This window comes from Actinomyces sp. oral taxon 181 (assembly GCF_018370895.1).
GTDB lineage: Bacteria > Actinomycetota > Actinomycetes > Actinomycetales > Actinomycetaceae > Pauljensenia.
Map to the genome: position 1 here is coordinate 175,811 of NZ_JAGYZL010000001.1, position 18,052 is coordinate 193,862.

General features: G+C 55.9%; 10 protein-coding genes. 5 read left to right on the forward strand and 5 right to left on the reverse strand.

What is annotated here, in order from left to right:
- Window positions 1–90: 90 nt before the first annotated feature.
- The 4 genes from KHW85_RS00760 to KHW85_RS00775 form a co-directional block, all read right to left on the reverse strand.
- Window positions 91–3,126 carry a hypothetical protein gene (locus KHW85_RS00760; protein ID WP_291458375.1) on the reverse strand — a complete coding sequence of 1,012 codons (3,036 nt, stop codon included), beginning with the start codon at window positions 3,124–3,126 and terminating at the stop codon, window positions 91–93.
- A gap of 26 nt (window positions 3,127–3,152) precedes the next feature.
- Window positions 3,153–4,946: an HSP90 family protein gene (locus KHW85_RS00765; protein ID WP_291458377.1), complete on the reverse strand. Its 1,794-nt coding sequence runs from the start codon at window positions 4,944–4,946 to the stop codon at window positions 3,153–3,155.
- Entirely contained in the window at window positions 4,947–5,915 is a 969-nt protein-coding gene (locus KHW85_RS00770; RefSeq protein ID WP_291458379.1) for a DMT family transporter, read from the reverse strand. It lies immediately after the preceding gene.
- A gap of 131 nt (window positions 5,916–6,046) precedes the next feature.
- Window positions 6,047–9,076 carry a hypothetical protein gene (locus tag KHW85_RS00775; RefSeq protein WP_291458381.1) on the reverse strand — a complete coding sequence of 1,010 codons (3,030 nt, stop codon included), beginning with the start codon at window positions 9,074–9,076 and terminating at the stop codon, window positions 6,047–6,049.
- A gap of 197 nt (window positions 9,077–9,273) precedes the next feature.
- On the opposite strand from KHW85_RS00775, the gene KHW85_RS00780 reads away from it, so the two are divergent.
- The 3 genes from KHW85_RS00780 to KHW85_RS00790 are packed head-to-tail and all read left to right on the forward strand — an operon-like array spanning window position 9,274 to window position 11,776.
- Window positions 9,274–9,498, forward strand: a complete 225-nt coding sequence (locus KHW85_RS00780; RefSeq protein WP_081581514.1) for a FeoA family protein — start codon at window positions 9,274–9,276, stop codon at window positions 9,496–9,498.
- Window positions 9,495–11,525 carry a ferrous iron transporter B gene (locus tag KHW85_RS00785; RefSeq protein WP_291458382.1) on the forward strand — a complete coding sequence of 677 codons (2,031 nt, stop codon included), beginning with the start codon at window positions 9,495–9,497 and terminating at the stop codon, window positions 11,523–11,525. Before KHW85_RS00780 ends, KHW85_RS00785 begins: the two co-directional genes overlap by 4 nt.
- Complete coding sequence (locus KHW85_RS00790) at window positions 11,525–11,776, forward strand: hypothetical protein (protein WP_291458384.1); 252 nt, start codon at window positions 11,525–11,527, stop codon at window positions 11,774–11,776. Before KHW85_RS00785 ends, KHW85_RS00790 begins: the two co-directional genes overlap by 1 nt.
- Before the next feature lie 91 nt (window positions 11,777–11,867).
- On the opposite strand, the gene KHW85_RS00795 is transcribed toward KHW85_RS00790, so the two are convergent.
- Window positions 11,868–13,556, reverse strand: coding sequence for a formate--tetrahydrofolate ligase (locus KHW85_RS00795; protein WP_291458386.1), 1,689 nt, complete (start codon window positions 13,554–13,556; stop codon window positions 11,868–11,870).
- A 115-nt stretch (window positions 13,557–13,671) separates the two neighbouring features.
- Between KHW85_RS00795 and KHW85_RS00800 the strand changes: the two genes are divergently transcribed.
- Together KHW85_RS00800 and KHW85_RS00805 are read left to right on the forward strand one after the other, a co-directional pair.
- Window positions 13,672–17,748 carry a prevent-host-death family protein gene (locus KHW85_RS00800; protein WP_291458387.1) on the forward strand — a complete coding sequence of 1,359 codons (4,077 nt, stop codon included), beginning with the start codon at window positions 13,672–13,674 and terminating at the stop codon, window positions 17,746–17,748.
- The gene (locus tag KHW85_RS00805; protein WP_291458388.1) at window positions 17,745–18,047 is read left to right on the forward strand and encodes a hypothetical protein; all 303 of its coding nucleotides are present in this window, start codon (window positions 17,745–17,747) and stop codon (window positions 18,045–18,047) included. Before KHW85_RS00800 ends, KHW85_RS00805 begins: the two co-directional genes overlap by 4 nt.
- The last annotated feature ends 5 nt before the right edge of the window (window positions 18,048–18,052 follow it).

Genomic DNA, 18,052 nt, shown 5'->3' on the forward strand with positions numbered 1-18,052 from the left:
TACCGACTAAAGTCCTAGTACTCCGCGAGAGTGAGGCAAAGAACGAAGCTGCGGATTATTAGCATTTCCTGATTCGTTAAGGTCGTCTGCTTATGCCTCGCCTTGGCTGCCAAGTTCCTTCTCGATCTCGCGGGCAAGAGTGCGCAGCTTTCCAGAGTGAAGGGAGGTGGTCTTTATGGTCTCCTTCACTTCGATCAGCAGATTGTGAAGCGCATCAGAATCCCCAAGCTCGGAATAGCACTGCGAGAGGGCAGCCAGCGGGAAGACATAGTTCTCGGCATCCTTGATCTCTTTTTGGAGAGCAAAGGCTTCTTGAAGAAGCGGAATTGCCGGATAGTGATCATGGGATGTCATGTACACCCATCCCTTAATGTAAGTAATTCCGGTACGGAGGAAGGCCATCTCCTGAGGATCTATTTCCTCTGTGACGGAATCAAGCCACGTGGCCCCGGCATCCACAGCCTGAAGGGCACGTTCTTTATCGGCTTCCGACACCTTTCCCGTTGGGATGTCGACATAAGCCTTTGCGGCCATTCGAGTCAGAGCGATGACATCGTGAGGAGCCTTTAATGCTTTCGCGATCTCAAGAGCTTGCTCAACCGCTGCTAGTCGCTTGGGACGATCGTGCAGTCGCTTTGCGGCATCGTTGGCCAGTGATCCCGCGCGCGAAGCAGTGCGCAGGTTGCCGCTTGCGATGAGTGGGTCAATGGCCTCCATTGCGGTTTCGTAGGCTTCTTCGTCTTGGTCGATGGACAGGTAGTAGCTTGCCAGGGTCAGACGAATGAGCGCTGTCAAAAGCCGTGCGAAGGAGGAATCACCTGCCCGCGAAATGGTTTGCTCAAGGAGCTCAATTGCTTCCTCGATGCGGTGGACACCTTCGAATGCATCCGAGATGATTGTCGCGGCAGACAAGCCCAAGGAGCGTAGCGGAGTGCGCGTGATGATTTCACTCAGGCGCAGGGCTTGGGAGAGAGCCTCGGCTGATTCGTAGGCTTTGATGCTGGCAGTACAGATGATCAATCGGGCAAAGAAAGCCGTGTAGGGGTCGGAGTGTGTCTCTAAACGTAGAGCCTGGTCAGCCAGCTGGGCGGCTCGGCGGTAGTCGCCGATTTCAAGGTAAAGCTGTGCGCCTTCAAGGCTAAGAGTGCGCATGAATGCTGCTTCGCTGGTACCAGTGTGTAGGCAAGCGGGTTTGAGGGATTCGATCGTGTCAAGGGTATCGAGCGCTTGCGTTGTTTTCTCCGAATCAAGGAAGATTTCGACACAGGTGCAGAGGCAATCAATGATTGCTGCAATATCCTCGGCCTTCGCTGTACCTCGGTTCAGTGTTGACGTCATGGAGGCAATGCGAGAGACGAAAGTGTCACATAGCGCCACTGCATCCTTGTGAAGGTCGCGCGGTGCGTCCATACCAAGCCATGAGTAGTGATCGAGCTCGCAGGAGTAGCGCAGCAATTCCAGCTGCGTGGTACTCAGCTCCTTACGTCCGATAGATGTGTGGGACCGCCCGAAAATCCTCGCGAAGAAACCGGGCGTGACCTGCGGAGCATCTTCGGCCATTGAATGAATAACTGGCGCTACCCGCTCATAGACGGACTGAAACTTCTCGTGCTCTTTACGCAAAGACAAAAGAGTTTTTGAAAAACTTGCAAAGGAAAGAGCGGCTTGAGGATCGTTTTCGTCAAAGTGCAGCTCAGCGACATCCAAGGTGTGAACAAGACACCAATCCGTCAGAAGATTAGTCTCAACGTCGTACCCGATGGTATCTGTCTGTGCTGCGTAGCGATCGAAAGCCTCTTGCATCGAGGACGGTAAAGGAGGCAGTGAATAGTCAATGGGCGGATAGGGGTTTGACTGGTCAATGGTCTCGGCCTGTGCGCGAGCGCTGCGGGATGACACCTGCAGTGCGGGCAACTCTTCACCCTCGATAGTTGACAGGGGATCGGGCATGGACTCGCGCTCACCGACCAGCTCCAACTGCCACTCGCCCTGCGCGCGTGCTTCTGCCTGTTCGTCAACTGGTCCAGCCTCAAGAACATCTCGCACTAAACGGGTGTAGTAGTCGTTTCCGTTGCGCTGATCGAAGAGAGAGGCAACATCCAATGCCCATTGCGAGAGCTTTTCGGCGGCCTTGGAAAGCGGTGTATTGACATCGAGCTGTGGTCCCCGGCACCACTGCGACTGGCCGGTGCACAGGGCCCCAAAAGGTTCATTGCCGTGACCGCGTCGCGTGGCCTCGATGGCCGTCAGTGCAGCAGCCGGAAGATAATCGGCAAGAAGTGAGGCACTTTCAAGAGAAGAGGTCATGGCGATACTGTCTCGCAGGATCTCTAACGCGCGCTGCCAACGTCCTGAGCGCACGAGGTATTCGAGATGCAAGCCGATGAATTCGATGCTGTTGGCAACGCCGCGGTGGTGCCGGTAGGAGCGAATATGCGCCTCCCAAGCGGCCTCGGGACGCCCCGACATTAACAGCGGGATCATTGCTTTGGCACGGATTCCGTGGGGTTGAGCTCCGCAGGCACCCTCCTCGTCGAAAAGGGGCATCGCGGTGGCAACTGCACGTTCCCAATCCTTGTGCGCCACGGCCTCGTTAATCTGCTTCATGGGGTCGCAGCCTTCGCAATCGCTAATCTGATCGCTCGGCGTAGAGCGCCACAAGGTCAGAGCTTCGCGGGCGTCGTCCAGACGCCCCGTTCGCAAACCAATCATGGCGCGCACCCCGTGAACTGCGTGCATGGAAAAACCTTGGCCGGATACGAAGGTCGCAAGCGAGGTGATCAGTTCATCAATTTGGTCAATCGAGACCGCAGGGTTTCGACCTGCAGCGGCCACCGCACTTTTGAAAAGCCATGCGAGTTCTTCGACCTGTTCGGGAGTGAAGTCCGCTGAGTTCTTTTCAAAGCGGCTCAGAAGGAGTGAGACCGGAGCCAGAGCCTTCCATTCTTCGTTGCCCTGCTGATAGGACAAGGTCAGAGCGAGGTAGGCATCGATCTGTAATTCAGCCTCGCCCTCGAGTGCATCTGCCCAGACAACCGCCTGTGCGACTTGGCTACTACGCGCCGGTCCCCATGGAAGCTGGGAGGTGTAGTCGAGGAGTTCGCGTACGTCTTCAGCGTTTGGCATAGGAGGTCCTTCCGAGCGTTGGAGAGTCAGTTATCAGCAGTGCCGAGTGCAGAATCGAGTAGTGAGCCCAAGAGCTGTGCCGCCCAGGCCCTTTCTTTGGGGCCCAAAGATTGGCGTCCCGCCAAGAGGCTTTGGACGTAGAGCCCGCGCAGGACACTGACGGCGGTTTGTGGGGAACGGCTTGCCACGATCAATCGTGTCACCAATGAATTCGAACGATTCAGTACCAGTCTGGGCGGCTTGGAATTTGCGAAGGGATCGGTAACCCCCATGATTCCCGCCCACAGTTTCGAGGCCTGAGCCTGGGAATTACGCTGAACGTGGCGTTCCGCGAAGTCGGGGTCAGGCAGGTAGAGCGCTGGCAGAGTGATTGGCGTAAAGCGGCGCAGCACCACTTCGCAATCAGAGGGGTCGATCGCCTCGGCGGCGAGCAGCATGAGGTCCATGGCCTCTGCCTGCTCCGATAAACTGCATTCTTCGAAGGCGTCAAGCAGCTCTGAGGGGTCGACCAGTTGAAGTTTCTGCGCCAGGGTCGAATAACGGGGATCCGTCATCAGCGCATTGATGAGCTCTTCGTCGTAGGCATAGCCCGCATTCACCAGCACTATGGATTGTGATGCGGCGACATCGGCTAAGGCTCGGTACTGATCGACGGTACGTGTGTAGCGGATTGTCTCCTCAGAGGAGAGGAGCGTCAGTATGGGAGCAGCACCGACCGTGCTTTCCATGGGCACATAGCGCGCGGTGAGGTCAAGCATGTAAGGGTCACGCATAGCGACAGCACGCAGCCCCATCGCATGGGTGGAAATGAACTCGTTAAAACGCGAAGGTGAGTGTTCGGCCATCTCCTCGAGCCAGGCGCGAATCTCACTACCAATAGCCTCGCGAGTATTTTCTAAAAGCTCATCATCGCTGAGTTGCTCGCGGGAGGCGGTCAAGCGCAAGTAATTTGCATTCCCAATGAAACGAACGAAATACGCCCACTGCGGAACGATTCCTTCGCAAGTCCGCGACACCAGCATCTTCTTTGCATATACCGTGTGGTTGGAACTGGAGAGCGTATTTGGGCGCTGCGAAACAACCGCGATACCTTTGACTCCAGCGGCGGGAATATCGATGGGGATGATGTCCATCCCTGAGGAGGAAAGATGCTCGTCGCACCACTGCTGTTGTTGTGAAGGCTCCAGTTCCCATACCGGTGTCTCATTCCCGTGGAAAGTCGAAGCGGAGTCGGAACGTACTTCAATCGATATCGGAAGTAGCGAAGCGAATTCATCGACCAACGCGCGAACGGTATCAGGGTCGATCCAGGGCTCGCCGGGGTGGGCCTCGAGAACCACTTCGGTGCCGGCTTCACCCAGGTTGTGGGGGTCCGAGGCCAAGAGGGGCTGTGTGGTGTAGGTGCCTTCCGTCTTTCCTTCCCAGATGACAGTGGGGGAGTTGGGAGACTTAGCCGAGCGTGAATAAACGGTGATTGAGTCGGAAATCATGAAGCATGAAAGCATGCCGATCCCGAACTGGCCCAAGAAATCACTGCGAGCCATTCCCAATTCATCACGTTTTGATGAGGCGCCAATAGTCGAGAGCAGACCCGCAGCTTCCTTTTCTGTGAGTCCAATTCCGCTATCGCGGCACTTCAGTGTGCGTCCCTCAATTGTGATGGTGACGCGGCGCGGGCAGTCAGGGTCCAGCGCGCTACGGGCCTCAATAGCGTCGAGGCCATTTTGGAGGAGTTCGCGAATGTATACGCGCGGACCGGAATACAAATTTCGGGAGAGAAGGTCAACCATCCCCCTGAGGTCTACTTGGAATGTTGACATTCACTTCCCCTCTGATGTGGCCATTTCGTCGCTCGTTCCGGGAGAAGAACGACGATCCAGTCGCTTTGCGGAAATAAGATCCTTGAGACTGACAATAATAACGCCTGCCAGAATTAAAGCCATACCCGCGATATCGACAAGCGTGAAATGGGTTCCAACGAGAAGGAAAGAAAAGAAAGTCGCGGAAATCGGCTGAAGGCAGGAAATAAGACTTGCACGTACCGGGCCGATATCGCTGACTCCCTGCAGGAACAGCGTGAATGCGAAAGTCGTGCCAATTAAGACCAGTCCGGCCATGGCCATCACCGACATGAAATCCCACTTAATGGAGTAGGACCAGACGCGAACACCGAGCCCTAAAATGATCCCGCCGATGATGAAGCCATAAGCAACGACCAGTTCGCTGCCGTAGTGGCGGATGAGTTTGACCGGGATCAACGTGTAGAGAGCGAAACCGATCGCGCTGGCAAGACCCCAGTACAAGGCATCGGTGGAAATAGCCAGAGAGTCAATCTTCCCGTGGGTTGCCAGAATAAAGGTCCCCAGTAAGGCAAAAGTAATGGCAAAGAGCTCGGTGTATTTTGGAAGACGGCGTGCGGTGATACAGACGAAAACGACAATCAGGATGGGGCCGAGGAATTCAATAACCGTTGCCGTTCCCGCATTGGAATAGCCGATCGCGACCACGTAGGTCAATTGACTGCCTGCTAGTCCGAGAACCGAATAAATGAGCATCGGCAGGTAGGAGCGACGGTTTCGCAGGAGGCTTCTGTGCAAGGCAGAGAAACCTCGGTCTTTAAAGAGAAGGAAGCCCATCGTAGTCGGTGCGGCAAGAAGCATTCGGATCGCAGTGAGCCAATAGGGGTTCGCGCCATAATCCTTCATCAGGAATTCACTACAGACTCCCGAAAATCCCCAGGCAATTGAGGCGAGGATCGTGATGAGATATCCACGAGTGCGCGTATTCATGGTCTTCCTTGGCGGTGGTACTCGATGCACTCCACTCTATTCTTTTTCCTCCTACGGCTTAAACATAGTGCGCTATTCGGACAAAAACGACACAATGACCGCATGAGCCTTGCCCCCACAACCACATGGATCTATGACTGATCTTGGGTCCCGGCATCTTCTTCGTCGATGAGTTCTTGGATCGCGCGAATGAGCGACCTTAACCTCGTCGGTTTCATCGACGGTAGTTTTGTCATCTCAGTGAGTTCGTCAACACACTCGCGCAGGCCATCGAAGTTTCCCGTGACGTAATAGCAGCGTGCAAGAACTTCCATCGGATAACCGGCCTCGTCATATTCTTCGTATGCACGGAAGCAAGCGATTGATTCGCGAAGAGCCTCCATAGCCTCAACCGGTTTGCCTGCCTTCAGGGTTACCCACCCCAAGGTGTAGTTGTTTTCGGCATGCGATACGGCTACCTGTTTCTCGGTTAACTCGGTTTTGATTGAGGCAATGAGCTGACGGTCTCGATCCAAGACAGATAGAGCGCGCTCAAGATCATCCTCTCCCACGTGCGGGCCCTTGACCATTGCCGCTGCCTCGCGGCGAAGGTACTGATGCTCCCTGAAATAGTCTTTCCACTCGTGGCTCAACTGAGCAGCAAGATCCGCAGCGTTGGCCTCAGCAATATAATTCCCCAACTCCTTCGCGGCATTGCTGGCGGTGTCGGCAAGGCTCAAAGCCGGTCGATACATTTCGTTTTGTCGAAGGACCGCGGAATACTTCATCGCAAGGTCGTAGGCGTCTTGGTATTCCTCGATGCAGAGGTAGAGGTGTGCCAAAGTTGGAGCAGCTCCGGCCAAGCGCATTCTGATATACGGGGAATCATTGAGAGTACTGAAGGCCTCTTCAAGGATTTCAGTTGCTTCGGTGAATCGATCTTTTTCAGCAAGAGCTTGCGAAAAAAGACGTGCGACACTGATATTCCATACCGCGGTTGGGAAGGCATGAATGATGTCATTGAGGTGCTTGGCTTGGGCAAGAGCCTCGTCAGGTTGGTGTGCCTGCAGTGAAGCCGAACAAATTGTCCCTCGAGATATGAGGGCGGTATAGGGGTCACACAAATCATTAAGACGCAGAGCCTGGTCAGCGTATTGGCAAGCTGCCATGTATTTTTCGCGTCCAAGCTCCAATTCCTGATATTCCAAAAGAAGGTCAAGCGCAACATGCTTCTTTGAAGGTGCAAAACGCACGAAGGCCCTCTCGAGGTTTTCCCATAGCGTGTAGCTTGCCTCAGTGTCATCAAATTTTTTGCACATTGTTGCAATGGATGCGCATTGGCTGAGAATGAGGCCAACGAGCTGAATATCTTTCCCCGTTCCCTGATTGCGATTCAGTTCGGGTACTACCTCTTCGATTAATCCGCGAGCGTTCTTGATGTGGGCCATCGCATGAGTCACTACTTCTTCGGGGATTTCTTCATCGCGAAGGGAAAAATACATGACATCACAGGAGGAACGCTGGAGGTTGATCCATGCTAGGTTGAGCTGCTGGCGAGTGAGGTGAGCGCCGCGTCCTCTGAGCTTTGAGAAAAAGCCGGGAGAAACAATAGCCGTGTCATCTTTCAGTGCAATAACCGTCTCTTCTGCCTGGTCAAAAAGCCTACGAGCAGCATCAAAATTTTGGCGCAATTTGAGGATGGCCGTAGCGAAAATGTAGTAGTCCATGACGTCTGCGTGACTGAAATCGATATCCAGAACTGACTCGTTCATGACTGTTGCATGGTCGGCGATGAACTGACGTTCCGGATCGAAACCGGTTGTGCCCGAGAGCGCTGAGAAACGATTGAAAGCTTCTTGCATCGAGGCCGGGGGAGTGAATGGCCTTAGATCAACACGCGGGTAGGGATTCGTGTCATCGGTAGTTTTCACTTTCTCCTGTTTGACACGACGCGTGGAGTATTTCGGTGCTTCATCGACGTCACTACTTGAAATCGCTTCGGGAAGGACTTCACGCTCGCCCACAACCTCAAAAGACCAGGTTTTTTGTGCGCGTTCTTCTGCCTCTCTATTTACTGGACCTTCATCAAGAACCTCGTCAGCGCAAGCCGTGTAAAAGTCATTGCCATTTCGCGCATCGAAGAGCGCAGCGACAGCGAGCAACCATTCTTTGAGTCCTGAGGCAACATCTTCCAAAGGGGTATTGACATCCAAACGAGGCCCCTGACGCCACTGAGATTGCCCTGTACACAGCGCGCGGAAGGCATGTTTCCCTAAACCTCGGTCGACGGCCTCGCGCGCCGCCAAGGCAGCGCCTTTCAGGTAATCAAAAAGAAGGGCTGCGCTTTCTGCGCGAGAGGTGAGCGCAATGGAGTCGCGCAGGATATCAAGTGCACGCTGCCAGCGCCCAGAGAGTACAAGGAATTCCATGTGTTGTCCCAAAAGATCCATATACTCAGCGTTGCGGCGATGCTGGCGATAGGAACGTACGTGGCATTCCCATGCGGCTTCGGGGCGTCCTGACATCAACAGTGGAATCATCGATAGCGCTTGAACTCCTGCAGGTTGATTTCGGCAGCCTTCGCGGATGTCGAGCAAAGGTACCGCTGTCGCAACTGCGCGTTCCCAGTCTTTTGCGACGACGGCCTCGGTGATCTGACGTTCGGGATCGCATTGGACGCAGTCGGAAACCTCATCGCGCGGGGTTGCCCGCCACTTCACCAATTCTTCATGGGCTGTCAGCGGGTCGCCCATCCGAAGTGCAAGTGTGAAACGGACTCCGTGTACCGCATGCATCGAATAACCCTGGTCCTGGATGAATTTCCCGAAGCCTTCGGAGAGCTCCAGTGCTTGTTCCTTCGAGACTGCGGGATTACGTCCTGTTGCACTCGCCGCGTTCTTGTATAACCAAGCTAAGGATTCGATCTGATCTGCGGCGAAGGCATTGGGATTTTCGTCAAATTTTGTGACGAGCCATGCCGTGGGCGCCAGTGCTTTCCATTCTTCGTTTCCCTGCTGATAGGCGGTAGCCAGCTGCATGTAGGTCTTGATGCGCAGCTCTTCTTCGCCCTCTAAGGAATCGATGAGCACCACTGCGCGCGCAAGCTCGGCGCTGCATGCGGGTCCCCACTGCATGCTCTCTGCGCGTTCGATAATGTCCTTCACTTCCTGGACGGTGCTCATCGTTGATCCCTTCTGAAAGCAAGCAGGAAATTAGATGAGATGATCATAAATCCAGTGCGATGGAGAAGATAAAAGCGCAGATCAGGGGGCGGTTATGAAGCGTTTCTGCAGAGTTTAAGTGTGCAATAGGCGCGCAGTTTCTTCCTGAGGGACGAAGGTGTCACTTGCGTGGATAATGTTTGCCTAACCTTGGTGATATGCAACTATCACAATTTCCACTACGGACTCGGGCTCGCCTCGGAAACATGGAAGTTTCCCCAGAACACCGACTCCGTCTGTATGAACTTGGAGTTCGCCCGGGAAGCGAATTCTTTATTGTGAACAAGGCCGCTTTCGGAGGCCTCGTCGTTAATATCGCCGGTGCGCGCGTTGCCGTTGATCGCCGTAGTGCTCGGGCAATCGAAGTGGAGGAAATCGCATGAGCTGCCCACACTGCTCTCCCAAATCAGATGTCGCTGTGTTGGACACTCCGACCTCAAATGGTGGGGAAACAACGATCGTCCTAGTTGGAAATCCGAACGTTGGGAAATCAACACTGTTCAACGCAATTACCGGTGCGCGCCAGCACGTCGTTAATGCTCCCGGCACCACGGTTGAAATGAAGCGCGGTACTTGGCGTGCACTGGGGGCAAATCTTGTTGATCTTCCCGGAACTTATTCCTTGATCGCATCTTCTCCCGACGAGCAAGTTGTGAGTGACACTCTTTCTGGTGCCGAGGGGTCATTCACCGACCCTAGAACCGGACGGAAAGTTGATCTGGCTATTGTCCTTTTGGACGCCAGCGCAATGACGCGTTCGCTATACCTCTTGGGACAGGTCGCACAAGCTGGCCACCCCGTTGTCGCCGTCGCCACCATGGTTGACGTTTCTGAGAAGGATGGCCAGAAATACCCGGTCGATAAACTTGCCGATGAGTTGGGGATCCCCGTTCTTGCCGTGGATCCGCGTCACTACGACAATCCCGAGCTTTTAGAAGGAATTGTCCGTCACGTGCTCGAACACCACGCACGTCCTAAGGGGCTTCCCCTCAATGCGGCTGATGGAAGCTGTACCTGCGGATGCGGTGGACTAACCCAAGCAGATGAGCTCTTCGCCTGGGTTGATCGCGTCGAAACCGCAGTAGTCGGAAAAGCTGAAGGCGACCCCATCCTCTCGACCTCTGACAAGATCGACCGAGTCCTGCTCAACCCCTGGTTGGGAATCCCGATCTTCTTCGTCCTCATGTGGTTCCTTTTCAAAGTTGCAGGTGAATGGGTCAGCCCGGTCCAGGACTTCTTCGAGCACATCTTCTCCTCAACGGATGAAGGCTTCCCCTCTCTAGCGAATGGAATTACCTACCTCCTCACGCTCGGTGGACTTCAAGACGGTTGGCTTCACAGCTTCCTTATTGGCGGTCTGTGTACCGGTTTGGGTGTGGTTTCTTCCTTCATTCCCCTGATGTTCATCATCTTCTTGATGATTTCCATCCTGGAAGACTCCGGTTACATGGCACGCGCGGCCTTCCTTGGCGACCGCGTCATGCGTGCGATCGGCCTAGATGGCCGCGTGATTTTGCCGCTCATCATGGGATTTGGTTGCAATCTGCCGTCACTGGCGGCTACGCGTACGCTTCCCAACACCGCCCAGCGAATCGTCACAACCATCATTACTCCCTACACCTCGTGTGCAGCGCGATTGACCATCTACCTGATGATCGCCAGGATCTTCTTCCCCGATAACGCTGGAACAGTGATCTTCTCTCTCTATGTTCTCTCGCTCATCATGGTGGTCTTGGGTGCGCTTGTTCTCAAGCCGTTCTTCACGAAGAAGACTACGGACTCTCCACTGTTCCTCGTGCTTCCCGCGTACCAGGTTCCGCGCGTTTTCGTGATCTTGCGGACTACGTGGCTGCGTGCGTGGGCCTTTGTGAAGGGAGCCGGCAAGATTATCTTGGCGATGACCTTCGTCGTGTGGCTCATGGGTGCAATTCCCATGGCGGGGAACTACTCTTTCGCAGATTCCGAACTGCCCATGGAAGATTCTCTTTACGGGCGCACCGCCCAGGTGCTTGAGCCTGTCTTCAAGCCTGCTGGGTTTGGTGAATGGCACATGACCGGTGCTCTCATGACCGGTTTCGTTGCGAAGGAAACGGTGATCTCGTCGATCGTCACTTCCTACAACATGGATCCCGAAACGGAAGGTGGAGATGCCGAGGACGGCGGCGATGATCTTGGTTCGCTTCCCCAGTTGGTCACTGAGTCCTTCCAAAAGTCTGCAGGAGATGCAGCGCCAATTGCTGCCTTTGCATTCTTGGTCTTTGTGCTGACCTACACGCCATGCATGGCGACGGTCGCTGAACAAGTACGCCAGATTGGCGGAAAGCTCACGGCTGCCGCTGTTGCAGTTCAGCTCTGCACCGCTTGGCTGCTGGCTGTGGGCGTCTTCCAGATCGGACGGCTACTTTTCTGATGGCTTCTACGCAGTTTGTGTCTCCCGTCCAGCGTCTGAGAGAGGCGCTGGCGCGGGGGTGCACCCTGGAAGCCGCAGCAGCGCAGGCGCAGGTGTCGAAGGCATTCGCCACTGTCGTCATTGAAGACATGCAGCGCCGAGGCCATGCAACCAGCGCGCAGTCGCTGTGTGCTTCGGGCTTGGGTGCGTGCCACGGGAATAAGGCACCCGAGGTAATGCTTCACTGTTCGGGATGTCCTCTGGTCACTTAGCACCCACCTGAGCTCAATCAGCAAGAAGGCTCCCTGATGACCTGCATGAAGCAGTGATCGACAGGGAGCCTTCTGCGCAGCTGCTTGAGGCTTACTTCACCCCGGTGATTTCACCGTCAGCGGTCAGTCCAATTCGTTCTGCCGCGGGGTGAGCCGACAAACCGGGCATCGTTGAGAGCGTTCCCGAAATTGCGTAGACGTAGCCGGCCCCAGCCGCAAGACGGACTTCACGGATCGGAAGCGTCCATCCGGTAGGCGCGCCCTTTGCTTGAGGATCGGCGCTCAGCGACATCGGAGTTTTGGCAACCACAACCTTGAGTGAACCAAAGCCAGCTGCCTGGTATTCCTTTAGGCGCTTTGCGGCAGCAGGAGTGTAATCCACACCCGATGCCCCGTACATTGCGGCAACCTTCGCGACCTTGTCCTCGAGGGAATCAGTATCTTCGTAGAGAGGACGAATCTGCGCATCGGCGGATTCTTCACACGCTGCAGCTACTTCACGTGCAAGCTCACGCGCGCCTTCGCCGCCCTCAACGACACCGAGGGAGCGCGCCACACGCACCCCGGCCTCGGCACAAATTTTCTCGATCTCAGCGAGCTCGGCCTCGTGGTCGGTGGGGAAGACATTGATCGCAACGACGGGGTTCAAGCCGAAACCGCGGACAATCTCGATGTGCTTGAGAAGGTTTGCGCTACCCGTGCGAATCTCTTCGACGTTTTCCTCGGTCATAGCATCGGGCAGGGGTTTGCCCGGAGCAAGCCGGTACTTACCGGAGTGGGACTTGAGCGCGCGAACCGTCGTGACGATCACCGCGCAATCGGGACGCAAACCGCCCACGGGGCACTTGATATCGAAGAAACGCTCGGCACCCATATCCGCGCCAAAACCGGCCTCGGTCACCACGTAATCACTGTGCTGCCCAGCAAGGCGGTCCGCGATCACCGAGGAGCATCCCGTTGCAATATTGCCGAAGGGACCGGTGTGAACCAGGACCGGGCTGCCCTCAGTCGTGCGCAAAAGGTTCGGGCAGAGGGCATCGCGAAGGAGCGCAGCCATTGCTCCCGCAGCCTTCAGGTCCTCGGCGGTGACATATTCGCCGGCCTCATTTTGACCGATCACAATGCGTCCCAGACGCTCGCAAAGATCCGCGTAAGAGGTGGCAAGGGACATGATGACCATGACCTCGCTGGCAGCGGTGATATCAAAGGATGACTGACGAGTCACGCCATCAATTGCGCCACCCAAGCCCGTGACGACGTGGCGCAAAGAGCGATCATTGACGTCCAGAACGCGCGGCCACGTGATGGAGCGTTCCTTGATGTGGAGCTCATTTCCCTGATGCAGGTGGTTATCGATCATTGCAGACAGCAGGTTGTGTGCAGCTGTGATCGCGTGGAAATCGCCGGTCAGGTGTAGATTCATCTTCTCGAATGGCAGGACCTGGCTCTTGCCATTGCCGGCCGCACCGCCTTTGACACCGAAAGTCGGCCCCATTGAGGGCTGGCGGATTGTCAAAGTTGCACTAGCACCCTCAAGTGCCAACCCCTGAACGAGGCCGATAGCAGTCGTCGTTTTCCCCTCGCCGAAAGGCGTGGGGGAAGTTGCCGTCACAACGACGTAGCGGGCTCGTTGGGGAGCGGAAGTGTCGACAGCGGCCAAATCGATCTTTGCCAGATCAAATCCGTAGGGGAGAAGGTGCTCGCTGGAGATACCCGCGCGTTCGGCCAATTCGACCAGCGGTTCCAGCTTGGACGCAAAATCAGTTGCAACAGTGCTCATGGAAATAGCTTAAGTCACTGCGGGCAGCCGGACTCGGTAGCCCGAGTGCTGGGAAAATGTTGCCTTACGGCGTTCCCTCTCGTGGCTAAGGAGTCATTTCCATTACGGTGGTTTTGTGGCCGTTAATTTCTTTTCTCGATCGACGCAAGATTCCTCACGGGAACCGGTAGAAACCGTTCCCGAAACGCCGAGCGCACCCAGCGACCATGTTGTCCAAGAATGGCGTGCGCAACTGCGCCTATTGACTTCGCAGGAAGGTGGGAACTCTTTCCCGAGCCTGACCGTCTCTGAGGCACACCCGGGAGGATTGGCGCAGCTTTATGCTGGACGACCCACGAAATTGTCCAGTCTGATCCGTGAAAGTGCGGCCCATAAGCGTGCTCTCGAGCGCGCGCGTTCCCTGGTTTCTTTCGCCCACGAAATGGCAATGCGCCACGGTGTTGCCCCTGTTCACATTGCCATCGGTCACGCGCAGTGGGGTAGTGGCGAGGCCAGGCAAAGCGCCCCCGTTTTCCTTCGTCCGCTGCGCCTTGCCGTTGAAGGTGACGATGTCGTTATCACCTTGCGTCATGGAATGGAACTCTCTGCTGCTTTCGAAGATGCGCTCGCGGACAAGGGCGTGCGCATCGATATGGATGAAGTTGCGCATCTGTCGACTCAGACTCACGGTTTTTCTGCGTCTGTGGTTCTGGACCATGCCCGGCGGGCGGCCTCGGTTCTCGAGAACTTCGATGTTCGCGAAGAACTGACAATTGGGATTTTTGAACACCCAGCTGCGCTTCTACTCCGCGAGCTTGACCATCCTGCCATTCTGATGAAGAACCGCGTGATTCGTGCTCTTGCCGGGGATGCGGCGGCTAGAAGTGCGATCTCTGGTCCTCTTCCCCAGTCCAATCCCAATGACCGTGACCCCGATGAGGAACACGGTGCAGGCGATCTGACCCCGCGTCAACAAGATGTTGTTGAGGCCGTTGCGGAGGGCCATTCCTTCATTGTCGATACGCCTTCGGGTGCAGATGATGCTTCCCTTATTTCTGCGATTATTGCCGATAGTGCCGCGAATGGACGCACACTGGTTCATATTGCAGGTTCGCCCTCGCGCGCCCTTGCGGTTCATGGGCGTCTTCGTGAGCTCGGTATCGATGAGGCCGCGGTACGTATTGATGGCTCGAATGCGACCGACGCGCTTCTGGGGGAGAAGCTTCTTCACGCGGCTGAAGATACGAACTCGGTTGAAGATACGGCCGAAGTTGCGCAGATGCGTGCGCGTTTGCGTACCATCCGTCAAACCCTGTCTTCGTACACCACCTATTTGCACCGTCCCTTCAAAAACTTCGGTGTCAGTGCTTTCAATGCGCTTCAGGTTCTGACTGATTTGACGGCGACAAAGCCCGCTCCCCGAACTCGCGTGCGTCTTGGCGAGGATGTTCTTCTTGAGATCGCTTCCGACCAGGGAGAGCGTGCCCGCGAACTTCTTCACGAGGCCTCGGCCCTAGGAGTTTTCTCGCGCCAAGCACAGGTTGGTCCCTGGAAGGGGATCGTCATTGGCTCCCAAGAGCAGGTTCCCGATGTTCTTGAGCGAGTCGATCGTCTGGCAAAGGAAACGCTTCCGCAATTGCGAGTCATCATGTCCTCGGTTGCGGGTGAAAGTGGGATCACTCCCGCTGTTGATATGCGTCAGTGGTATGCGCAGCTGTCGATGTTCGAGGGTGTTCGTGAGGTTCTGGATATCTTCCAGCCCCGCGTTTTCGAGCGCTCTGCAGCCGATATGGTGATTGCGACCGCCTCGAAGAAGTGGCGTCAAGAGCACGGTATTTCGATGTCTCGTTCTCAGCGAGTCCGTTTGGTCAAACAAGCGCAGGATATGCTCCGACCGGGCACCCACGTCAATGATCTTCACCGCGCTCTGCTGACCGTTCAGGAACGACGTGATGTATGGCGTCAGCATTGCGATTCCGATGGCTGGCCGACACTGCCGTCGAACCTGACGCAGGCTGTGGAACTGACCCAGGATGTTGCGGAAGATCTTGAGCATCTGACGCCCATGTTTGCGACGGCTCACGGTGATCTTGAGGCAATGCCGATTGCCGAATTGGCGAAACTGTGCGAGAGGCTCAGTGCTGATCCCGAAGGTGGTTACGAGCTTCCTCGTCGCGTTGCGGTATTGAAGGCTTTGTCCGAGCTTGGTCTCGAACCGCTGACCCGAGATCTTCGTCAGCGTCATGTTGCTGACGACCAACTGGATGCCGAACTCGACCTAGCGTGGTGGGCCTCGATCTTGGGCTTGATGCTGGCAACCGATTCGCGCTTGGGCGGTTTTGATCCTGCCGTTTTGGAGCAAACCCTGATCGAGGGTCGCGATTTGGATCGCCGTCAGGTCGCATCGCTGGTCCCGCAGGTCATTTCGCGTCTGCACCGGGTACGTACCCAGGCCTTGGCTGATGATCCGCAAGCCTTGCGCGCTCTTGAATTAGCCGTCCAAGACCAGCATCCGCTGACGTCTTTGTACGCGCAATTCCCCCTGTCGTGGAAGCTTATCCCCGCGGTTTTGACGGTCCCGACTCTGGTTCCTCAAATTCTGCCTGAACAGCAACAGGTCGATGTCGTGATTTTGGACGGCATCGATGAGCTCCCCATCGCAGAGCTGGTTCCGATTATTTCGCGAGCATCGCAGGTAGTCGTCTTTGCCGATCTTGCGCAGGAACACAGCGAGGATGCCGTCGAGGCCCTAGCCGAGGTTCTTCCGCAGGTGCGCATGGATGTTCGCCCCACGCGCTTGAACGATCAGATGGCATTGCTTCTTGCCAGATACCGCGTTGATCACACGGGTGTTCCGGTTCCTTGGACTTCTGCCAGTGCTCCGGTGACCGCGGTGTGGACTGAGGGCACAGGAATGCCGACTCCGGGAAGTGAGGCCGTTGAGTCGACTTCCGTGGAAGTTGATGCCGTTGTCGAGGCTGTTCTTGAGCACGCGACGACAACCCCTGATCGTTCCCTTGCTGTCGTCGCGTTGAATGCACAGCACGCTGAGCGGATCCGCGCTCAACTGACGCGCACGATCGGCGCTGAGCCTGGCTTGGCCTCGTTCTTTGATCCCGCGCGTGTGGAACCTTTCGTGGTTGTCGACCCCGATGGTGCACGAGGACTAGGCCGCGACCACGTCATTATTTCGGTTGGTTTCGCGAAGACTCCTCACGGTCGCGTTATTCACCACTTCGGTGTTTTCTCTTCCCCTGCGGGTGCGGGAGCAATGGCCGATGTCTTGCGCTCGGTGCGCGGAGATCTGACCGTTGTCTCTTCGATTCGACCCGAAGAGATTGATACTTCGCGTTTGTCCCAGCGCGGTGCGCTCATGCTGGTTGATCTGCTAGAGATTGCTCAAGGGCAGTCGGGTGCTGGTATTGATGCATGGCCGACCCTGGAAATTGAGCCGGATCGTCTGCTCATCGACCTAGCGGATCGTCTGTACGGCTTGGGTCTTGAGGTTGTTGCAAATATCGGTATTCCCGGTGGTTTGCGGATCCCCCTTGCAATTGGACATCCCGAGGTTCCGGGACGTCTGCTCCTCGCGGTTCTTACTGATGACGATGAGTATGTTGCTCAGCCTTCATTGCGTGTGCGCGATCGCCTGTGGCCATCGATGCTTGAGGAGCAGGGGTGGAAGGTGCATATCGCATTGTCGATGGCTGTTTTCATTGACCCGGCAAAGGAAACGGATCGCATTGTCCAGCTGGTGTTGGATGCAGTTGATGAGATCAACGGTCCCGCCGCGCCAGTCCTTGAACTTCCCGAAGACCCTGACGCTGAGTTTGGCGTAGCTGAAGAAGAAGATGCTTTCGCTTCTGTTTCTTCCGAGGCGCCGCATGAGGATCAGGAGGACGACGAGGCCTCGCAGGCTCGTCAGCGCCGTGATGAGTTGGTTGAGGATGCTCGTGAGAACGAGGCCGTGGCTGAGTCTGAAAACGATGCCGATAGCGCGCGTGGAGAACGTCCCGCGATTGCGCGTGGTTTGCCGCTGGCGGCCTATAGCGATGACCAATTGGATGAGGTCGCACTGTGGGTGGCATCCGATGGTGTTGAGCGCAGTGAAGAAGAGGCAGTTGATGAGCTCTGGCGTGCACTTGGATTGACTCGTCGCGGCGCTCAGACCGATGCGGTCTTGCGCCATGTGATTCGTAGGAATAGTAAGTGAGTGATCCCTTTGAGGCGACGCACTCGCACTCTCATGAGCCGGATTTAGGAAGTGGAGATAACTCTGCGGGATCCGAAGAACACGCGACGCGCGCGCGGAAGCGCAGGCGTGTGCTTTTCGTCAACGAGGTTGATGAAAAGCTGATTTCGCGGGGGATCCCGACCTCTCTGGAAGATCGAGTTTCCGACCAAGAACGCCAGGATGCTCTGGATAAGGCGCATATAGTTGGCGAGGCGGATCAGTCGAATACTGCCCGCCTCGCCGCTAACGTCCCCCCGCACTCCCAAGCGCGGATTTAGCTATC

Excerpts from the sequence above, each read along its gene's own strand:
- KHW85_RS00760 (WP_291458375.1), bottom strand. The coding sequence starts at position 3,126 with ATGCCAAACGCTGAAGACGTACGCGAACTCCTCGACTACACCTCCCAG.
- KHW85_RS00765 (WP_291458377.1), bottom strand. The coding sequence starts at position 4,946 with ATGTCAACATTCCAAGTAGACCTCAGGGGGATGGTTGACCTTCTCTCC.
- KHW85_RS00770 (WP_291458379.1), bottom strand. The coding sequence starts at position 5,915 with ATGAATACGCGCACTCGTGGATATCTCATCACGATCCTCGCCTCAATT.
- KHW85_RS00775 (WP_291458381.1), bottom strand. The coding sequence starts at position 9,076 with ATGAGCACCGTCCAGGAAGTGAAGGACATTATCGAACGCGCAGAGAGC.
- KHW85_RS00780 (WP_081581514.1), top strand. The coding sequence starts at position 9,274 with ATGCAACTATCACAATTTCCACTACGGACTCGGGCTCGCCTCGGAAAC.
- KHW85_RS00785 (WP_291458382.1), top strand. The coding sequence starts at position 9,495 with ATGAGCTGCCCACACTGCTCTCCCAAATCAGATGTCGCTGTGTTGGAC.
- KHW85_RS00790 (WP_291458384.1), top strand. The coding sequence starts at position 11,525 with ATGGCTTCTACGCAGTTTGTGTCTCCCGTCCAGCGTCTGAGAGAGGCG.
- KHW85_RS00795 (WP_291458386.1), bottom strand. The coding sequence starts at position 13,556 with ATGAGCACTGTTGCAACTGATTTTGCGTCCAAGCTGGAACCGCTGGTC.